Genomic DNA, 16,345 nt, shown 5'->3' on the forward strand with positions numbered 1-16,345 from the left:
GTCAGCCGGCTAGCGCGGGTTCTCGTTCTGGTTCGACCACGTGGGGCCGGGTTTGCGGCACCGGGGCGAGCAGTGGATCGGCTTCGGTCAGCAGCCGTTGGGTGGCGCGCAATTCCGCCGCGATGCGCTCGCGCTGTTCCCGTAGTGCGGCCAGTCGGTCACGGGCCTCGGCGAGGATTCGCCCGACGTGTGCCTTGGCGTCGCTGACCAGGCGCTCGGCGTGTGCCTTCGCGGCGGCTTGCTGTTTGGCCATGGCGGCGGTGGCTTCCGCCCTGCGGGCCGCCATCGCCAAGGCGAAGTCTTCTTGGATCTGCTTGCGTCGCGCCTCGGCCTGTTCATCGAGTTCCCGGCGGCGGCGTTCGGCCTCGGCGGCCTCGGCCCGGATCTGTTCGTCCGCGCGGCGCAGCACTTCCTGGTGCTCGGCTTCCATTTCCTGACGGCGCTTGTCGAGCGCGGCGGCCAACTGCTGGTGCCGCCGCAGCAGCCCGGCGGCGGCTTCGTTCGTCGCGGCCCAGTGGTGCTCGGCCGCGGCCCGCGCCCGCGCGGTGATCTCGGCCGCCTCCTCGTGCGCGAGTTCGGCCATCCGCCGCAGCCGGTCGGTGACCGCGTTCGGGTCGATCGGCGCCCGCGAGATCCGGTCCACCTGCTCCCGCAGATTCTGGACGTCGGACCGCGCCGCGTCGAGCTGCCGCGCCAACTCCCGCACCTGCTCGACCGCCGCGTCCCGATCACTGGCGAGCAGCCGCAGGTCGGCTTCGACGCTCTCGACGTAGCGCCGAACCTGGCCCACGTCGTACCCGCGCCACACCACGTCGAAGTCGGTCCGCATCGGCACCAGATCCCCGCGCGTGTCCACCGCAGTCACCCGCGTTCTCCTTTCCTCGCAACAGTCGAGTCCTCTTCTACTACGAACTCGCGCCGAACGGAGTTCCCTTGGCATCCCATGCCACCCATTTGGCCGCAGCTACCCGTGTCGCCCGGATCCGAGGCCCAGTGTGGTGTTCCTCCACACTGGGCGGCGCTCGCCATCGCCACCCCGTCCGGCAGCGGACCCCGTTCGCCAGCGAAAGCGTTGCGGCGCCTCGACGTCGTGAGTGGACAACGGGTTCCCCACGCGGCCCGCTCAGCGCCCGCCGAACGGTCGCACGCCCGCGTCCCGGACCGCGGGCAGGCCGTCGCACCCGAATCCGCGCGTAGGCTCAACCCTTGAGTTCAACCAGCAATTTCCGGGCTTCGCCACGGCACAGCTCGCTCCACCGAGCGAGATTCCCAGCAGTCCTGATCCGGACGTGCCGGGCAACCGCTGAATCGTGCGCGATCTCCCGAGCCACGATGGCCGCGGTTTGCCGGTAATCACGGCGCAACTCAGCAATCCCATCGGCACACCGCAACCGGACGACGGGACCCAACGCGCGGTCATCTGCCATCATCCGCAGCCCGGTCGTTCCTTCGAGAGCCTCGAACTCGCCGATAACCCGAAAAACCTGAATGCGGTGCAAGGGGTTCTCGGCCCTCCGAAGCTCCCGCAAGAGCCGAAGCGCGTCACTCCGAAGGTCGGGCCGCACCCACCCCAACACCCGCATGGCATTGACCCGGGCGAGAACCGGGTGGGTCTCATCCGCGGCGATCCCTTGCAGAGCCGCCACTCCCCACTCCCGCCCCCGAGCACCGAAGTTGGTCAACTCATAAGCCGCCTGCCAACGCAGCGCCGCACGGCAGCCCACGTCGGCGGCGATATCGTTCAGCACGCGCGCACCCGCGGGGTGGTCCTCGGTCGCGTGATCGCGCAGGTACTTGGCGGACGTCCACCGGATGGCCGGTCGCGTCCGCTCGTCGTCGCGGATTGCTCGCGTGAATCGGTATCCTCCCCGTGCCAACGCCAACGAATGGACCATGAACCTCCCCACCATCCACCTGACTCCGAGACAGGTGAGCGCATGACCGCAGCCGAAAGCTGGGATGCCGAGTATCGCCGTGGTCGCTACGCTGCCGATCCGCCAGTGGCGTTGGTCGAGACCACCGTCCGGGAAGCGCGTTCTCGGGCGATCCGGTCGGGCCTGGACGTCGGCTGCGGCAACGGGCGCAACTTCATCCCGCTACGGGACGCGGGCATCGATCTTGTCGGCGTGGACGTGTCCGAGCGAGCGTTGGCGTGCCTGCGCGCCCGCCTGCCTGATCTGCCCCCGGATCGGCTGGTGCGCGGGACCGTTGACGATCTGCCCCAGGACCTGCTGTTTCCCTTGGTCATGGGCATCCAGGTCTTCCAACACGGCGACCGCGCCCAGTGCCACGCCCATCTGGCCGCCGCCGCTGCGCGAGTGCGCCCCGGCGGGTTGTTCTGCGTCCGAGTCAACGCGGTGGGGACGCACTTCTATCCGGACCACGAGATCACCGAGGCACCCGACGACGGCGGCGTGACCATCCGGTACACCGCCGGGCCCAAGCGCGGGCTGGACATCCACTTCTTCAGCCAGGCCGAACTTGAAAGCCTTGTGCCGCTGGAGTTCGAGGCGGTCGTCGGTCCGGTCAAGGTGACCGAGCGTCGGGTGCCGCCCGCACCGGGGCACTGGTGTCAGTGGGAAGCGATCTGGGCGCGCCCAGGCGGTCAGTCCTGTTTGGCGTAGGTGCGGGTGCGGGCGTACGGGCGGAACCCCAGCCCCCGGTACAGGACTTGCGGAATCGGGTACCCGGCGTCGCCGCGGGGGTAGACGATGGCTTGGGTGGCGCCCGCGGCTTTGAGGGCGTGCAGGGCGGCCAGGCAGACGGCGCGGGAGAGGCCACGGCGGCGGTAGGCGGGGGCGGTGCCCACCGGTTCGATCAGGCCGACCTGGTTGGCGGGGTCCAGCCAGATCAGGCAGTTGGCGGCGAAGTCGCCGTCGGGGGATTCGATCACCCAGTCGAGGTCGGCGCGGTAGGGCCAGGCGGCCATGACCTTGCGATACGACTCTGGGGTGACGCGGGTGGAGTTCCATGCCGCCTGGTGGACCGCGACGCGCTGGTCGAGGTCCGGCTCCCCGCGGATCGGGCGGGCGGTGAAGCCCTGGGGCAGCACCGGGTCGGGCAGCGCGCTCAGGTTGTGGCGGTGGTAGGCGAAGAAGGGCGCGTCGTCGCGTGGGCGGTAGCCGTGCGCTATCAGCGTCTCCACCAGGAGAGTCTGCGTGTCCAGCGGGTTGATTTCCCGGAGCCCGCCCTCGGCCAGGTCGTCGAACCAGGCGAGGATTTCCCCGACCAGGTGCGGGTGCGCCGGGTCCACCTGGAGTCGCAGGTCGTCGGGGAGGTTGGCCCACCCCCAGGCCACGACCCGGCCCTCGGCCTCCCACACCGCGATGGGCCAGTCGGCGGTCTCGGTGTGCGACCGCCCCCAGGCGAGGTCGCCCACATGGTGCGGGCTCGTCGCCGACCACACCCGCTGGGTCAGCTCCTGCATGCCCCTCATGCCGCCCAGTCTGCCCGACCGCGAGATCAGTGCTCGCCGACGCCTTCCCGCAACGCCGCGCCCTGCCGCCGCAGTTCGCGTTGGACGGCGGTGGCCGTCACCTCGCGCGGCACATGGCCGCTCTGCACAGCCAGGGCGGCGCACACCCCGGCCGCCTGCCCGGTGGCCATGGCGATCGGCATCACCCGGTAGGACGAGTGCGCCACGTGCGTTCCGCTGATGCACCGCCCGGCGACGAGCATCCGCTCGGTGTCGCGCGGCAGCAGGCAGCGCAGCGGGATGTCGTACGCCTTGCCCTGCGGCACGCGGTGCAGGGTGGTGCCCACGCCCGCCGGGTTGTGGATGTCGACCGGGTAGGCGCCCTGGGCGATGGCGTCGCTGAACGGCCGCGCGGTGAGGATGTCGTCCCCGGTGAGCTGGTAGTCGCCCAGCACCCGGCGGGTCTCCCGGACGCCGATCTGCACGCCGCTCTGCGCCAGGTAGGACTGCTCGAAGCCGGGCACGTGCGTGCGCAGGAAGTGGTCGATCTGCTCCAGCTGCCGCCGGGCCAGGCACTCCGCGCGGCTGAGGTCCCACACGCTGGTGCCGACCAGGCCGGTGACCCGGGTGCTGTTGACGCTCACCTCGCGCTCGTGCGGGGTGGCGAAGAATAGGATGTCCTCGCGCGGCAGCCGCAGCTCGCCCGCCTCGCCCGCCTCCCGGACCAGGTCCCAGAGCCCGTGCACGCCGCGCCACTGGTCCGGGTGCTCCCGGACGTACTCGGCGAACCTCGGCTGCGCGAACTCGACCATGCGGAACATCAGGGTCATCGGCTGGACTAGGCCGTCGTCTGGCCTGCCCACCTCGTACGGCGCCCCGGCCGCGGTGGCGACGTCGCCGTCGCCGGTGCAGTCGATCACCGTGCGCGCCTCGATCACCACCGGCCCCGACTTGCCCTCGAACACCACCTGCCACCCGTCGTCCACCGGCAGCGCGTCGGAGGCGAACGCGTGGAACAGCAGCTTGACCCCGGACTCGTCCAGCAGGTCCAGGGCGACCAGCTTGAACAGCTCCGGGTCGAACGGGACCGTGTAGCCGGTGGCCTGCGACGGCGCGATCGCCCCGTGCCGCCGGATCAGCCGCTCCAGCAGCACCCACAGCGCGCCCGCGACGACCACGTCGCCCTCGCCGTGGTCGGTGGGCAGCAGCCGGGTGTCGTCGCCCGCGACGGCCTGCTTCTTCTCGTTGTGGAACGACATCAGCGGCATGACCAGCGCCGCGGTGGCGTTGCCGCCGAGGAAGCCGTACCGCTCGACCAGCGCCACCTCCGCGCCCGTCTCCGCCGCGCCGAGCGCGGCGCCCAGTCCGGCTGGCCCGCCGCCGACGACCAGCACGTCGACCCGGGCAGCCAGCGGCGCGGCGCGGGGCGGCAGGGTGACCGTCGGCGGGTTGTCGAACGGACGCAGGACTCCCATCACACCTCCGTGGCCGCGGGCGCGGGTTTGCTCACCTGGTCGAGCAGCTTCGCGCACCAGGTGTGGTTGGTCAGCGCCCGCTCCCGCAGGACGCGCACCCGCCGGGCGAGTTCGTCGCGCCGCCCGTCGCGCTCGTCCCACAGCCGGTCGATCTCGGCCATCAGCAGCCCGCACTGCTCGCGGGCGACCCTGGTCAGCGCGGGTGCGCCCGCCGCTCGGGCGAAGTCGAACACCTTGCCCGCGTAGGGCAGCGGCAGGAACGGCACGCCGCTGACCGCGGCGAAGATCAAGAAATGCAGCCGCATCCCCACCGCGAGGTCCAGGTGCCGCATGAGCCCCAGCAGCTGCCGCGGCCGGTAGGAGCCGTTGAGCACCCGCCCCTTTTCCGGCGCGGTCATCTGCGACAGCACCGCGTGCGCGTGCCGCACGTCCTGCCGCTCCATCGGCATGAACACCACGTGCGCGTCCATCCGGCTCACCAGGAAGTCGGCCACGTCGCCCAGCAGCGCGTGGTAGCCGCTCTCGTCGAGTTTCTCCGCCGCCCGCCCCGGCTCGCGCACCGACATGCCGACCAGCCGCACGCCCTCGGGTATCCCCTCGCAGCGCAGCATGTTCTCGGAGAACTCCTCCGGCGTGAGCAGCAGGGCTGGGTCGGCGGTCACCACGATGTCCCGGGTGACGCCGACCTCTTCGAGGATCAGCCGGGACTCCTCGTCCCGCACGATCACGGCCAGCATGTCCGCGAGCGTCTCGCGCACGATCTGCCGGTCGTCGGCGTCGGTCAGCGGCCCGACCCCGACCGCGTAGGCGAAGCTGGGGACGCCGCACTCCCGGGCGGTGCGGACCAGGCGCAGGTACCGGCGCGCCTCGCTGTCGTAGAGCACCCCGCCGCCGCCGAGCATCAGGACGTCCAGCCGGGACAGCACCTCAAGCGACTGCCGCTGGCTCATGCCCTCCCAGCCCACGACCTCGGCCACGTCGTGGTGCGCGCGGGTGTGCTCGGCGTCGCGGCTGAACACCACGACCCGCGCGCCGGGGCACTGGACGCGCAGGCTGTCCAGCACGCAGGTCAGGATCGCCTCGTCGCCCTGGTTGAGGCCGCCGTAGGAGCCCAGCACGCCGATCGCGGGCCGACCAAGCCTGTCCGTCATCACGATGCTCCCAGCTCTTGTGCCGATCCTGGATAGGCCCGCGTCGGTGAGGCACCGATCACCGCATACCCCGTCTCGGGGTCGGCAAACGGACAAGCCGGGCCAGCCACTCGTCCCGGCGACGCGCCGCCGCGGACGGTCGCCTCTCAGCGTGCCGATGCGACCACGCGTTGTTACCTTGCCTGCCAAAGGGGCCATCCGAAGGGCGACGACATGTCCGACGACTTGCTGACCACGGAGTTCGGCGCGGCCGAGTACGGCATCAACGCGGCGAGCGCGCGGGCCATGTACGACTACGGCTGCGCGCTGCTGGCGATCGCGGGCGCGGACGGCGAGGTGTCCCCGGCGGAGTTCGACTGGCTGGCGCGCCACCAGCGCAAGTTCGGCGCGCCAGAGGAAGTCATCGCCGCCTACCGCGACTTCGACTACTCCGCAGCCGATCTGCGCGCGCTGACCACCGGCATCAAGGTCGACGCCGCCACCTGGACGCCCGCGCCCCATCTGATCTACCACGCGATCCAGATGTGCGGCGCGGACGGCGTCTACGGGGAAGCCGAACGGGCGCGGGTCGAGCAGGCCGCGCGGCTGCTGGACGTGGCCGACGACGTCGTGTCCGTCCTGCACGCCTTGGTGGACATGGAGAGCGCCATCGTCCGGATACGCAAAGCGTTGTTCCACACCGACTAGCGCGGCGGATCATCCCGAGGGCGGAGGGGCCTCCGTCGAACGACGGATGGTCCCCGGCGCCGCGCCACCCCTAGCGTTTCCCGCGGAGGAACACGAGGGGGGACGAATGAGTGGTCGGATCACGGCCTTGGACGTGCTGCGCGGTGTGGCGATCCTAGGCACGCTGGGCACCAACATCTGGGTTTTCACCAGCCCGAGAGGCGCGCCGAGTTTCATCGAGGGCTTCGGCTCGGCCGCGTCCGGCAGCGCGGAGTCGGTGTTGCTGGCGCTGAGCAACGGCAAGTTCCTCGCGCTGCTGTCCATTCTGTTCGGCGTCGGACTGGCGTTGCAGCACGGCGCCGCGCTGCGGCGGGGCGCGCGGTGGCCGGGGTGGTACCTGTGGCGCTCGGCGCTGCTGCTGCTCGAAGGGCTGGCGCACTACGTGCTGATCTTCGAGTTCGACGTGCTCATGTGGTACGCCGTCGTCTCGGTGTTCGTGGCCTATCTGGTGGGGCGGCGGGCCCGGGTGATCCGCCGGTGGATGGTCGCCGCGGGTGCCGTGCACCTGGCGTTCGTCGGGTTGGTCACCGCGGGCCTCGTGACCGGGGAGGCTGAGGCGGGCGGCGCGTCGGTGCCGGGGGACACGACGAACTGGCTCGCCCAGATGGCGGCCAGGGTGGAGTTTTTCGGCACCTATCGGGCGGAGGTGTTCTTCGTGCTTCCGTTGAGCACCCTGCTTTTCCTGGCCGGCGCGGCGCTGCTGCGGGCGGGCGCGCTGGAGGACTCCGACCGGGGACGGCGGCTGCGGGCGCGGCTGATCGGGTGGGGACTCGGCGCGGGCGTGCCGATGACCGCCGCGGCCGGGGTGGCGGGCGGGGACTGGTTCCTGTTCGACCGCTATGTGTGCGCCCCGGTCGTCGCGTTTGGCCTGCTGGGGCTGGTCACCAGCCTGGTGCTCGGGATGCGGTCCGCCCCGGGCCTGGTGCGGCGCGGGCTCACCTCGGTCGGCCGGATGGCGCTGACCTGCTACATCGCCCAGAACCTGATCGCGTCGATCGTATTCTACCAGTGGGGTTTCGGCCTGGCCGCCCACCTCGGCTCGAACGTTCCACTGTGGACGGCGGTGGGCTGGCTGCTGATCTCGGCCCTGCTGACGGTCGCCGCGTCCTGGTGGCTGCGCCGCTTCTCCCGGGGGCCGGTGGAAGCGTTCTGGCAGTGGGCTTACCAGGCGCCGCAGCGCCGACGGGAACCGCAACCCGTCCAGTGAGCCGATCCGTGCGGGCGGGGTGGCGTGGCCGCCCCGCCCGCACGGTGTCACTGCTCGACGTGCTGGGTCACCAGGCCGCGGACGAAATACCGTTGGGCGAGCAGGAAAAGCAGGATCATCGGCGCGGTGGCGATCACACTGGCGGCCAGCACGATCTCCCACTCGGCCTCCCCGCCCTGGCCGAACTGGTCGAGGATTGTCTTGAGGCCGCGGGGAAGCGTGAAGAACCGCGACTCGCGCAGGTAGATCAACGGCTTGACGAGATCGGTCCACGCCGCCCGCAGCTCGAAGACGAACACCACGATCATTGCCGGGCGGGCCAGCGGCAGCGCGATCGCGGTGAACGAGCGCAGGTGCCCGGCGCCGTCGACGCGGGCGGCGTCGAACACCTCGCCGGGGAGGCCGAGAAAGAACTGGCGCAGCAGGAAGATGTAGAACGCCGAGCCGAATAGGTTCTGCGCCCACAGCGGGATTTGCGTGGTGGCCAGTCCGACCGCGTGCCATTCCAGGTAGACCGGCACCATCGTGACCGCGCCGGGCAGCATCATCGTCGCCAGCACCAGGCCGAACAGCAGGTTCCGCCCGCGGAAGCGGAACCGGGCGAAACCGTAGGCCACCAGGGCGCTCGACACGGTCGCCGCCGCGGCCGCGGCGAGCCCGACCGCGATGCTGTTGCCGATCCAGACGAGCAGCGGCGCGGCCTCCCACACCGCGACGAAGTTCTCCGGCGCGAACGGCCGGGGGAGCAGGGCGTTGTCGAACACGTGCGCGCGCGGCTTGAGCGACGCGCTCACCAGCCACACGAACGGGGACACGAACGCGACGCCGACCACGCCCAGCGCCACCAGGCACGCCACCCGCCCCGGCCGGGTCACCGCGGCTCGCCCTCGTAGTGGACCAGGCGTCTGCTCACCCGAACCTGGACGACGGTGATCACGGCGATGACCAGGAACAGCATCCACGCCAGCGCCGACGCGTACCCCATCCGCAGCGAGCCGAACGCCTGCTGGAACAGGTAGATGACGTAGAACAGGGCCGTGTCGTCGCGGCCAGCGGCGGTCTCGCTGTTGCCGTAGAACATCACATACGCCTCGGTGAAGACTTGGAGCGAGGCGATGGTGTTGACGATGACCGTGAAGTACACCGTGCCGCTGATCATCGGCAGGGTGACGTGCCGGAACTGCCGCCACGGGCTCGCGCCGTCGAGTCGAGCGGCCTCGTAGAGTTCCGGCGGCACCCGGGTGAGCGCGGCGAGGTAGATGACCGCGGTGCCGCCGACCGTCCACAGGCTCATCAGCACCAGCCCCGGCTTCACCCACACCGGATCGGTCGTCCAGTTCGGCCCGGTGAAGCCGAACCAGCCGAGCACGTCGTTGATCGCGCCGGTCTGCCCGTTGAGCAGCAACAGGAACAGCGCGGCCAACGCGACCGGCGGCGTCATCACCGGCAGGTAGAGCACGGTGCGGAAAAACCCGCCCGCCCGGCCGGCCCGCCGCAGCAGGCTCGCCAGCGCCAGCCCCAGCGCGATCTGCAGCGGCACGTGCAGGACGGTGAAGAACAGCGTGTTGTACAGCGCTGTCGCGACTTTCGGGTCGGCGAACAGCTCGCGGTAGTTGTCCGCGCCGACGTAGACCGGCGGCTTGAGCATGTCGTAGTTGGTGAGCGACAGCCAGAGGCTGACGAGCATCGGACCCGCGGTGAACACCAGGAACCCGATCACCCAGGGGGCCAGGAAACCCCACGCCGCCCTGTTCTCGGCCTTGGCCACCGGCTTACCTCCCGACGATTCGGTCGACGGCCTGGTCGGCTTCCCGCTGCGCCTGCCGCAGGGCCTCCTCGGGGGTCTGGTCGCCGGTGAGCACGCGGGTGGCCGCCGACTGCCACGCCCGGACCAGGTCGCCGCCCGCCGGGCTCGGCGGCAGCGCGAAAGCCTTCTCCTGCAGGCCGAGCACGATCGGCACGCCTTGGTCGAGAATGCGATTGCCCTGCGGGGCGTAGACCGTGGCGAAGATGGCCTCGTCGGCGGCCCGGTTGGCGGTGAACGTGCCGCCGTAGGGCTTGCCCTGTTTGGCGAGCGCGTCGCGGCGGGCTCTGGCCGCGGTGACCCAGGTGTCCTTGGCGGTCATCGTGACCAGGAAGTCGCAGGCGTGCTCCGGATGCCGTGCCCCTTTGGGGATCGCCCAGGCTTGGCCGCCGAGTTCGGTCGTGGGCACGCCACGCCGGTCGGTGAACGGCGCGACCGTCACGTCGACGCCGGGGGAGTGGGTGGCCAAAGTGTTGAGGTAGAACGATTCCATCGGCATCACGGCCAACTGTTCCCTGGCGTACTGGTTGCCCGCGCCGAACTCGTCGAAGCTGTCCCGGAACGCCTTGAACGACGCCCACCCGCCCTGTCGCTTCACCAAATCGGTGGTGAACCGCAGCGCTTCCACCACGGCCGGGTCGTCCAGCCGCGCCCGCCCGTCCGCGCCGATCAGCTCGACGCCGTTCGCCTTGGCCCACAGCGGAAGGAAGTCCGGCAGCTTCGGATCGACCCCGATCCGCCGAAACCGGCCGCCGTCGCGCGCGACCAGCTTCCCCGCCTGCTCGGCGAGCACCGACCAGTCCGTTGTGGACAGCCGGGCCGGATCGATCCCCGCCGCCCGAACCGGCCCGTTGTTGACGATCAGCACCCGCACCGTGGCGAACTCGGGCACCCCGTACACCCGACCGTCGTAACTCACCTGCCGCACAGCGGCGGCCCGATAATCCGCCAACGCCACCCCACGCGACCGCAGGCAGTCGTCAATCGGCTGCACCGCCCCGCGAGCCGCGTAACTGCCCAACTTCAACCGATCGGCGTACACCAGGTCCGGCGGCTCCCCACTGGCCACGGCCGAGAGGAACTGCTGCTCGTCAAAGGCCCCCTCGGTGATCCGCAGATCGATCCCCGGGTACTTCCCCCGAAACACCGCCACCCGCGCCGTGGCGTGCTCGTCCGGCAGCCCGAACCCCATGGTCGTCAGCACATCCGGCCGATCCGCCACCGAGGCGCCCAACCCGCCGCACCCCACCACCGCACCAGCGACAACCGCGAGAACGCCTGCCCGAACCACCCCGCCCGACCCCATAGCGCCCTCCCGAAGACGGAAAGTCACTACCCACTGAGAAGTGCGACCAAACCACCCGGGTTTGGCTGTCGAGCGGGCCGAACCGTGATCAGTCGTTCGCCTGCGGTGGTCCGAAGGCCAGCAAGAAAGTGTGCACCGCGGCCTTGGCGATCTGGCGCAGCTCGGCGTCGGGAATCGGTCTGGTGCCGAACCGGGAGCGGCTTTCCAGGGGACCGGTGAGCAGGGCGGCGAACTGCTCCGCGGCGCGCTCGGGGTCGTCGGTTCGCAGGCGGCCGGTGACGGACAGGCGGGCCAGTCGGTCGGCGAGCGCTTCCAGCACCTGCTCGGTCGTCCGCCGCCACACGCTGTCGAGCAGGTCGGGGTGGCGGGTGGGCTCGGCGTGCAGCAGCCTGCGCAGGGCCTGGGCGCGGTCGTCGCAGTGGCATTGGGCCAGGCGGTGGGCGAGGTCCTCCAGCATGGCCCGCAGGTCGCCGCCGCGGTCGCGGAGCCGGGCAATGGCGGCGAGGTTCTTGGCCAGTGCTCGGTCCGCGTCTGCCGAGACCACCTCGCGGAACAGGTTTTCCTTGTGGCCGAAGTGGTTGTAGACAGTGTGCTTGGCCACGCCCGCCTCGGCCGCGATCACGTCCACCCCGGCCTGGGCGTAGCCCTCGCGGGCGAACACCGCGAACGCGGCGTCGAGGATCGCCGCCCGCTTGTCGATGCGGCCTCGGCCGAGCGGTGCCGTCGCCTTGCTCGCGCTCACCGGGTGATCGTAGCCAACGGCACGTGCCTGGTGGGTAAGATGCACTAGTCAGTGCAGTTTGACGGACTGGAGAGTGCATATGAGCGGGTACGTGATAGTCGAGGTCGACGTGCTGGACGACTCGCGGGTGGCGGAATACCGGGCGCTGGCGGTGCCGTCGATCGAGCAATACGGCGGCAGCTACCTGGTGCAGACCACCGACGTGACCGCGGCCGAGGGCACGTGGTCGCCGTCGCGGCGCCTGGTCGTGCTGGAGTTCCCCGACCTGGACCAGGCCAAGCGGTGGTACTCCTCGCCCGAGTACACGAAGGCGATCGAGGTGCGCGCGGGCACGATGGACCTGCGGATGCTTTTCGCCGAAGGCGTTCCCGGGTGACCCGCTTCGATCACCACCCGCCATGACCGCCGTGCGGCGCGGGGCTTGCGCCGGGTGACAGAGGGCTGTTCACGGCGGTTTCAGAATGGCCGTCCGCACCCGGGTGCGGTGATCGCAGCGCTGTTTGGGGCGGAACCGGGTCAGCCGCGCCAGGCGGGGGTGTGGCGGGACTGCTTGGCCGCGCGGGCGGAGATGGCGCGCTGGGAGACCGCGGCGATCGCGATGGTGGGGATGATCAGCCAGACGGGCCAGAAGTGGACGTCGTCCTCGAACTGGAAGCGGACGAGCGCCCACACGGCCAGGTTGATGACCAGGGTGACCGTCCACCACGTCCAGACGATGCGGACCCACTTCGGCACCGACGAGCGGGCGGCCGGGGCCGCCGCCGGGGCGGCGGGCAGGTCGGCGAACAGGGCCGCGACCTCGCCGTAGGTGACCGCGCGGTTGACCGCGTCGAGCCTGCTGTCGAACTCGGCGAGGCTGAGCCTGCCCTGGCTGTGCGCGGCCCGCAGTTCCTCGGCCGCGGCGCGCCGGTCGGCGTCCGAGACGCGCATGTCCCGTTGGTGAGCCATGACTTCTCACTTCTCCTGTCGAGCCCCGCGAAGCAATCTGACACTACGCCGTGTCACTCCGTCTAAGGTAAGACAATGCCAACAAGACCTGGGGATGGTCAAGTGCCCTCGGCCCGAGCCGAGGGCGACGGCCGCCGGTACGGCGGGCGCGACGCGCGGCAGCGCCAAGCCGAGCGGCGGGCCCGGCTGATCGAGGCGGGCCTGGACGTGTTCGGCGGCGACGGGTACGCCGCGTCGTCGGTTGACCTGGTCTGCGAGCGCGCCGGACTGACCAAGCGCTACTTCTACGAGTCCTTCGCCGACCGCGAGCGGCTGCTGGCGACCGTGTTCGACCACCAGGCCGCCATTGTCCGCGCCGCCGTGGCCGAGGCGGTCTCCGCGGCGGGCGAGCCGATCGAGGACAAGATCCGGGCTGGCCTCACCGCGCTCATCGACACCATCGGCGCCGATCCGCGCCGGGCCCGGGTGCTGCTCATCGAGATCGTCGGCGTCAGCCCCGCCCTGGAGGCCCGCCGCCGCGAGGTCATGCACCAGTTCGTCGACTACATCGCCGCCCTGGTGCCGACCGAGGCTGGCGCGCTGCCCGAGGACGTCCTGGGCATCGGCGTCATGGTCCTCGTCGGCGGGGTCACCGAGGTCATGGTCGACCAGACCCTGGGCTACCGCCGCGCCACCACCGCCAGCCTGGTCGAGATCATCACCGCGCTTTTCATGGGCGGGTACCGGGCGCTGGCCCACGCCGCGCGACGGTCGGGAAAGCTACCCAGGTGACATAGCGGTTGGTCCCGGCGGGTGAATCGATCATCGTTCGAGTGCTCTCGGCTGCGTTCGGGTCGGGGCGTGGCTAGCTTGGGTCCCGTGCATCTGTCACCCCAGGAGCGGGACAAACTCCTCGTCCACGTGGCCGCCGACCTCGCCCGCAGGCGCCTGGAACGCGGTCTGCGGATGAACTACCCCGAAGCGGTCGCGCTGATCACCGCGTTCGTGCTCGAAGGCGCGCGGGACGGGCGGCCCGTGGCCGAACTGGCCGCCACCGGCCGCACCGTGCTGCGCAAGGACCAGGTTCTCGACGGCGTGGCCGATCTGGTCGACATGGTCCAGGTCGAGGCGACCTTCCCGGACGGCACGAAACTCGTGACCGTGCACGACCCGATCCACTAGCCGATCCCCGTTCCACCAGCCGACTAGCTGCGGAGGCGCGCGTGCGTCCAGGCGAGATCATCCCGGCCGACGAGCCGATTCCGCTCAACCCCGGCAGGCCGCGCGTGCGGGTGCGGGTCCGCAACGTCGCGGACCGCCCGGTGCAGGTCGGCTCGCACTATCACTTCGCCGCGGTCAACCCCGGCCTGGAGTTCGACCGCGCCACGGCGTGGGGGCACCGGCTCGACATCGCGGCGGGCACCGCGGTGCGGTTCGAGCCCAACGTGCCGCGTGAGGTCTCGCTGGTGCCGATCGAGGGCAGGCGGTTCATTCCGGGCCTGCGCTGGGAGTACGCGGGCAAACTGGACAACCGGGGCCCTGAGCCGACCGACCCGGAGCCGACCGACCCCGGGCAGGGCGCCTGATGAGCGGCGAGGACGAGATCAAGCGGCGCCGGTACGCCGAGCTGTTCGGCCCGACCGTCGGCGACCGGGTCCGCCTGGCCGACACCAACCTGCTGATCCAGGTGACCGAGGACCGCGCCATGGGTCCGAGGGGCTCGGGCGACGAGGTAGTCTTCGGCGGCGGCAAGGTCATCCGCGAGTCGATGGGCCAGGCGCTGACCACCCGCGCGCAGGGCGCCCCGGATGTGGTGATCACCGGGGTCGTGGTGCTCGACCACTGGGGCGTGGTCAAGGCGGACGTGGGCATCCGGGACGGCAAGATCGTCGGCATCGGCAAGGCGGGCAACCCGGACACGATGGACGGCGTGGACGAGGCCCTGGTCATCGGGCCGGGCACGGAGATCATCGCGGGCAACGGCAAGATCCTCACCGCGGGCGGCGTCGACTGCCACGTCCACTTCATCTGCCCGCAGCTGGTCGACACCGCGCTCGCCAGCGGCCTGACCACGCTCATCGGCGGCGGCAGCGGCCCGGCGGACGGCAGCAGGGCCACCACCGTGACCCCCGGCCCGTGGAACCTCGACCTGATGTTCCGCGCCATGGACGGCTTGCCGGTGAACATCTTGCAGCTGGGCAAGGGAAGCGTCGCGCGCCCGGACGGGCTGTGGGAGCAGCTGCGCGCGGGCGCGGGCGGGTTCAAGATCCACGAGGACTGGGGCGCGACGCCCGCGGTGATCGACATGGCCCTGCGGGTGGCCGCCGACAGCGGCGTGCAGATCGCCATCCACACCGACACCCTCAACGAGGCCGGGTTCCTTGAGTCCACTTTGGACGCCATTGGCGGGCGGTCCATCAACGCCTACCACACCGAGGGCGCGGGCGGCGGGCACGCGCCGGACATCATCCGCGTGGTCGGCCAGGACAACGTGCTGCCGTCCTCGACCAACCCGACCCGGCCGCACACCGTCAACACCTTCGACGAGCACCTCGACATGCTGATGGTGTGCCACCATCTGAAGCGGTCGATCCCGGAGGACATCGCCTTCGCCAACAGCCGCATCCGGCCGAGCACCATCGCCGCCGAGGACGTGCTGCACGACCTCGGCGCCATCTCGATGATCAGCTCCGACTCCCAGGCCATGGGCCGCATCGGCGAGGTCGTCCTGCGCACCTGGCAGACCGCGCACGTGATGAAGGCCAAGCGCGGCGCGCTGGCCGACGACGACGGACAGCCCGCCGACAATCAGCGGGCCCGGCGCTACGTCGCCAAGTACACGATCAACCCGGCCATCGCGCACGGCATCGACCACGTCGTGGGCTCCGTCGAGGTGGGCAAGCTCGCCGACCTGGTGCTGTGGGACCCGAAGTTCTTCGGCGTCCGCCCGCACCTGGTGCTCAAGGGCGGGTTCGTCGCCTGGGCGCAGCTGGGCGACCCGAACGCCTCGATCCCGACGCCGCAACCGGTGTGGGGCAGGCCCATGTACGGCTCCCTGCCCAAGGTGGCCGCGGACCGCAGCGTCCACTTCGTCGCCCAAGCCGCCCTGGACGACCACCTGCCCGAGCGGGTGCCCACCACGACCGAGATGGTGGCGATCGCCGACACCCGCGGCCGGGGCAAGGCCGACATGCTGCTCAACAAGGCGCTGCCGGATGTCGTCGTGCGCCCGGACAACTTCGCCGTCTACATCGACGGCGACCTGGTCGAGCCCGATCCGGTGGGCGAACTGCCCATGGCGCAGCGCTATTTCCTGTTCTGATGGACGGCCTCGACGCGGCGGGCGCCGCCGCCATTCTGTCCCTTGTGGACTCCCGGTTCCCCGGCGGCGGCCACGCCCACTCGGGCGGGCTGGAAGAGGCGGCCGCCCGCGGCCTCGTCGCCGACCCGTCGACCCTGGCCGGGTTCCTGCGCGGCAGGCTGCGCACCGCGGGCGCGCTCGCCGCCGTCTTCGCCGCTGCCGCCGCCCACACCGCGCGCGGCCAACTCGGCACGCCCGCCGCCCGCCGCACGGACACCAACGGCGCGCGTG

General features: G+C 71.0%; 18 protein-coding genes and 1 pseudogene. 9 read left to right on the plus strand and 10 right to left on the minus strand.

The window, feature by feature from the left end; all coding sequences use genetic code 11:
• Position 1: 1 nt before the first annotated feature.
• Both ACZ6SD_RS01200 and ACZ6SD_RS01205 read right to left on the minus strand, forming a co-directional pair.
• The gene (locus tag ACZ6SD_RS01200; RefSeq protein ID WP_465314861.1) at positions 2 to 865 is read right to left on the minus strand and encodes a metallopeptidase; all 864 of its coding nucleotides are present in this window, start codon (positions 863 to 865) and stop codon (positions 2 to 4) included.
• A gap of 334 nt (positions 866 to 1,199) precedes the next feature.
• Positions 1,200 to 1,748, minus strand: coding sequence for a hypothetical protein (locus tag ACZ6SD_RS01205; protein ID WP_465314862.1), 549 nt, complete (start codon positions 1,746 to 1,748; stop codon positions 1,200 to 1,202).
• Between the two features lie 189 nt (positions 1,749 to 1,937).
• On the opposite strand from ACZ6SD_RS01205, the gene ACZ6SD_RS01210 reads away from it, so the two are divergent.
• The gene (locus ACZ6SD_RS01210) at positions 1,938 to 2,624 is read left to right on the plus strand and encodes a methyltransferase domain-containing protein (protein ID WP_465314863.1); all 687 of its coding nucleotides are present in this window, start codon (positions 1,938 to 1,940) and stop codon (positions 2,622 to 2,624) included.
• On the opposite strand, the gene ACZ6SD_RS01215 is transcribed toward ACZ6SD_RS01210, so the two are convergent.
• Genes ACZ6SD_RS01215 through ACZ6SD_RS01225 form a run of 3 tightly spaced genes read right to left on the minus strand, consistent with a single transcriptional unit; the run spans position 2,606 to position 6,041 of the window.
• Complete coding sequence (locus tag ACZ6SD_RS01215; RefSeq protein WP_465314864.1) at positions 2,606 to 3,436, minus strand: GNAT family N-acetyltransferase; 831 nt, start codon at positions 3,434 to 3,436, stop codon at positions 2,606 to 2,608. The two genes, ACZ6SD_RS01210 and ACZ6SD_RS01215, sit on opposite strands and share 19 nt — an antisense overlap.
• A 26-nt stretch (positions 3,437 to 3,462) precedes the next feature.
• Entirely contained in the window at positions 3,463 to 4,890 is a 1,428-nt protein-coding gene (locus ACZ6SD_RS01220) for an FAD-dependent oxidoreductase (protein ID WP_465314865.1), read from the minus strand.
• Entirely contained in the window at positions 4,890 to 6,041 is a 1,152-nt protein-coding gene (locus ACZ6SD_RS01225) for a polysaccharide pyruvyl transferase family protein (RefSeq protein WP_465314866.1), read from the minus strand. The genes ACZ6SD_RS01220 and ACZ6SD_RS01225 overlap by 1 nt, the downstream gene beginning before the upstream one ends.
• 213 nt (positions 6,042 to 6,254) lie before the next feature.
• On the opposite strand from ACZ6SD_RS01225, the gene ACZ6SD_RS01230 reads away from it, so the two are divergent.
• Both ACZ6SD_RS01230 and ACZ6SD_RS01235 read left to right on the plus strand, forming a co-directional pair.
• Positions 6,255 to 6,728, plus strand: coding sequence for a TerB family tellurite resistance protein (locus ACZ6SD_RS01230; protein ID WP_465314867.1), 474 nt, complete (start codon positions 6,255 to 6,257; stop codon positions 6,726 to 6,728).
• A gap of 106 nt (positions 6,729 to 6,834) precedes the next feature.
• The gene (locus ACZ6SD_RS01235; protein ID WP_465314868.1) at positions 6,835 to 7,974 is read left to right on the plus strand and encodes a DUF418 domain-containing protein; all 1,140 of its coding nucleotides are present in this window, start codon (positions 6,835 to 6,837) and stop codon (positions 7,972 to 7,974) included.
• Between the two features lie 47 nt (positions 7,975 to 8,021).
• Here ACZ6SD_RS01235 and ACZ6SD_RS01240 read toward each other — a convergent pair whose 3' ends face one another.
• From ACZ6SD_RS01240 to ACZ6SD_RS01255, 4 genes are all read right to left on the minus strand, one after another.
• Positions 8,022 to 8,849, minus strand: coding sequence for a carbohydrate ABC transporter permease (locus ACZ6SD_RS01240; protein WP_465314869.1), 828 nt, complete (start codon positions 8,847 to 8,849; stop codon positions 8,022 to 8,024).
• Positions 8,846 to 9,742, minus strand: coding sequence for a carbohydrate ABC transporter permease (locus ACZ6SD_RS01245; RefSeq protein ID WP_465314870.1), 897 nt, complete (start codon positions 9,740 to 9,742; stop codon positions 8,846 to 8,848). The genes ACZ6SD_RS01240 and ACZ6SD_RS01245 overlap by 4 nt, the downstream gene beginning before the upstream one ends.
• Positions 9,743 to 9,746: 4 nt before the next feature.
• Complete coding sequence (locus ACZ6SD_RS01250) at positions 9,747 to 10,970, minus strand: extracellular solute-binding protein (RefSeq protein ID WP_465314871.1); 1,224 nt, start codon at positions 10,968 to 10,970, stop codon at positions 9,747 to 9,749.
• 202 nt (positions 10,971 to 11,172) lie between these two features.
• The gene (locus ACZ6SD_RS01255) at positions 11,173 to 11,826 is read right to left on the minus strand and encodes a TetR/AcrR family transcriptional regulator (RefSeq protein WP_465314872.1); all 654 of its coding nucleotides are present in this window, start codon (positions 11,824 to 11,826) and stop codon (positions 11,173 to 11,175) included.
• Between the two features lie 79 nt (positions 11,827 to 11,905).
• Between ACZ6SD_RS01255 and ACZ6SD_RS01260 the strand changes: the two genes are divergently transcribed.
• The gene (locus tag ACZ6SD_RS01260; protein WP_465314873.1) at positions 11,906 to 12,202 is read left to right on the plus strand and encodes a DUF1330 domain-containing protein; all 297 of its coding nucleotides are present in this window, start codon (positions 11,906 to 11,908) and stop codon (positions 12,200 to 12,202) included.
• Positions 12,203 to 12,342: 140 nt separating this feature from the next.
• On the opposite strand, the gene ACZ6SD_RS01265 is transcribed toward ACZ6SD_RS01260, so the two are convergent.
• Positions 12,343 to 12,774 (minus strand): DUF1707 SHOCT-like domain-containing protein, encoded by a 432-nt coding sequence (locus ACZ6SD_RS01265; RefSeq protein WP_465314874.1) that lies wholly within the window; start codon positions 12,772 to 12,774, stop codon positions 12,343 to 12,345.
• Between the two features lie 102 nt (positions 12,775 to 12,876).
• Between ACZ6SD_RS01265 and ACZ6SD_RS01270 the strand changes: the two genes are divergently transcribed.
• The 5 genes and pseudogenes from ACZ6SD_RS01270 to ACZ6SD_RS01290 all read left to right on the plus strand — a co-directional run.
• Positions 12,877 to 13,545: a TetR/AcrR family transcriptional regulator gene (locus ACZ6SD_RS01270; RefSeq protein WP_465314875.1), complete on the plus strand. Its 669-nt coding sequence runs from the start codon at positions 12,877 to 12,879 to the stop codon at positions 13,543 to 13,545.
• Between the two features lie 87 nt (positions 13,546 to 13,632).
• On the plus strand, positions 13,633 to 13,935 hold the full coding sequence (locus ACZ6SD_RS01275; protein WP_465314876.1) for an urease subunit gamma: 303 nt from the start codon (positions 13,633 to 13,635) through the stop codon (positions 13,933 to 13,935).
• A 41-nt stretch (positions 13,936 to 13,976) separates the two neighbouring features.
• Positions 13,977 to 14,339: an urease subunit beta gene (locus ACZ6SD_RS01280; RefSeq protein ID WP_465314877.1), complete on the plus strand. Its 363-nt coding sequence runs from the start codon at positions 13,977 to 13,979 to the stop codon at positions 14,337 to 14,339.
• Complete coding sequence (locus ACZ6SD_RS01285; RefSeq protein ID WP_465314878.1) at positions 14,339 to 16,075, plus strand: urease subunit alpha; 1,737 nt, start codon at positions 14,339 to 14,341, stop codon at positions 16,073 to 16,075. The genes ACZ6SD_RS01280 and ACZ6SD_RS01285 overlap by 1 nt, the downstream gene beginning before the upstream one ends.
• Positions 16,075 to 16,290: pseudogene (locus tag ACZ6SD_RS01290) on the plus strand (hypothetical protein); the annotation flags it as partial. The gene ACZ6SD_RS01285 and the pseudogene ACZ6SD_RS01290, both read left to right, overlap by 1 nt.
• Positions 16,291 to 16,345: the final 55 nt, after the last annotated feature.

Source organism: Actinokineospora sp. NPDC051303 (assembly GCF_055586285.1).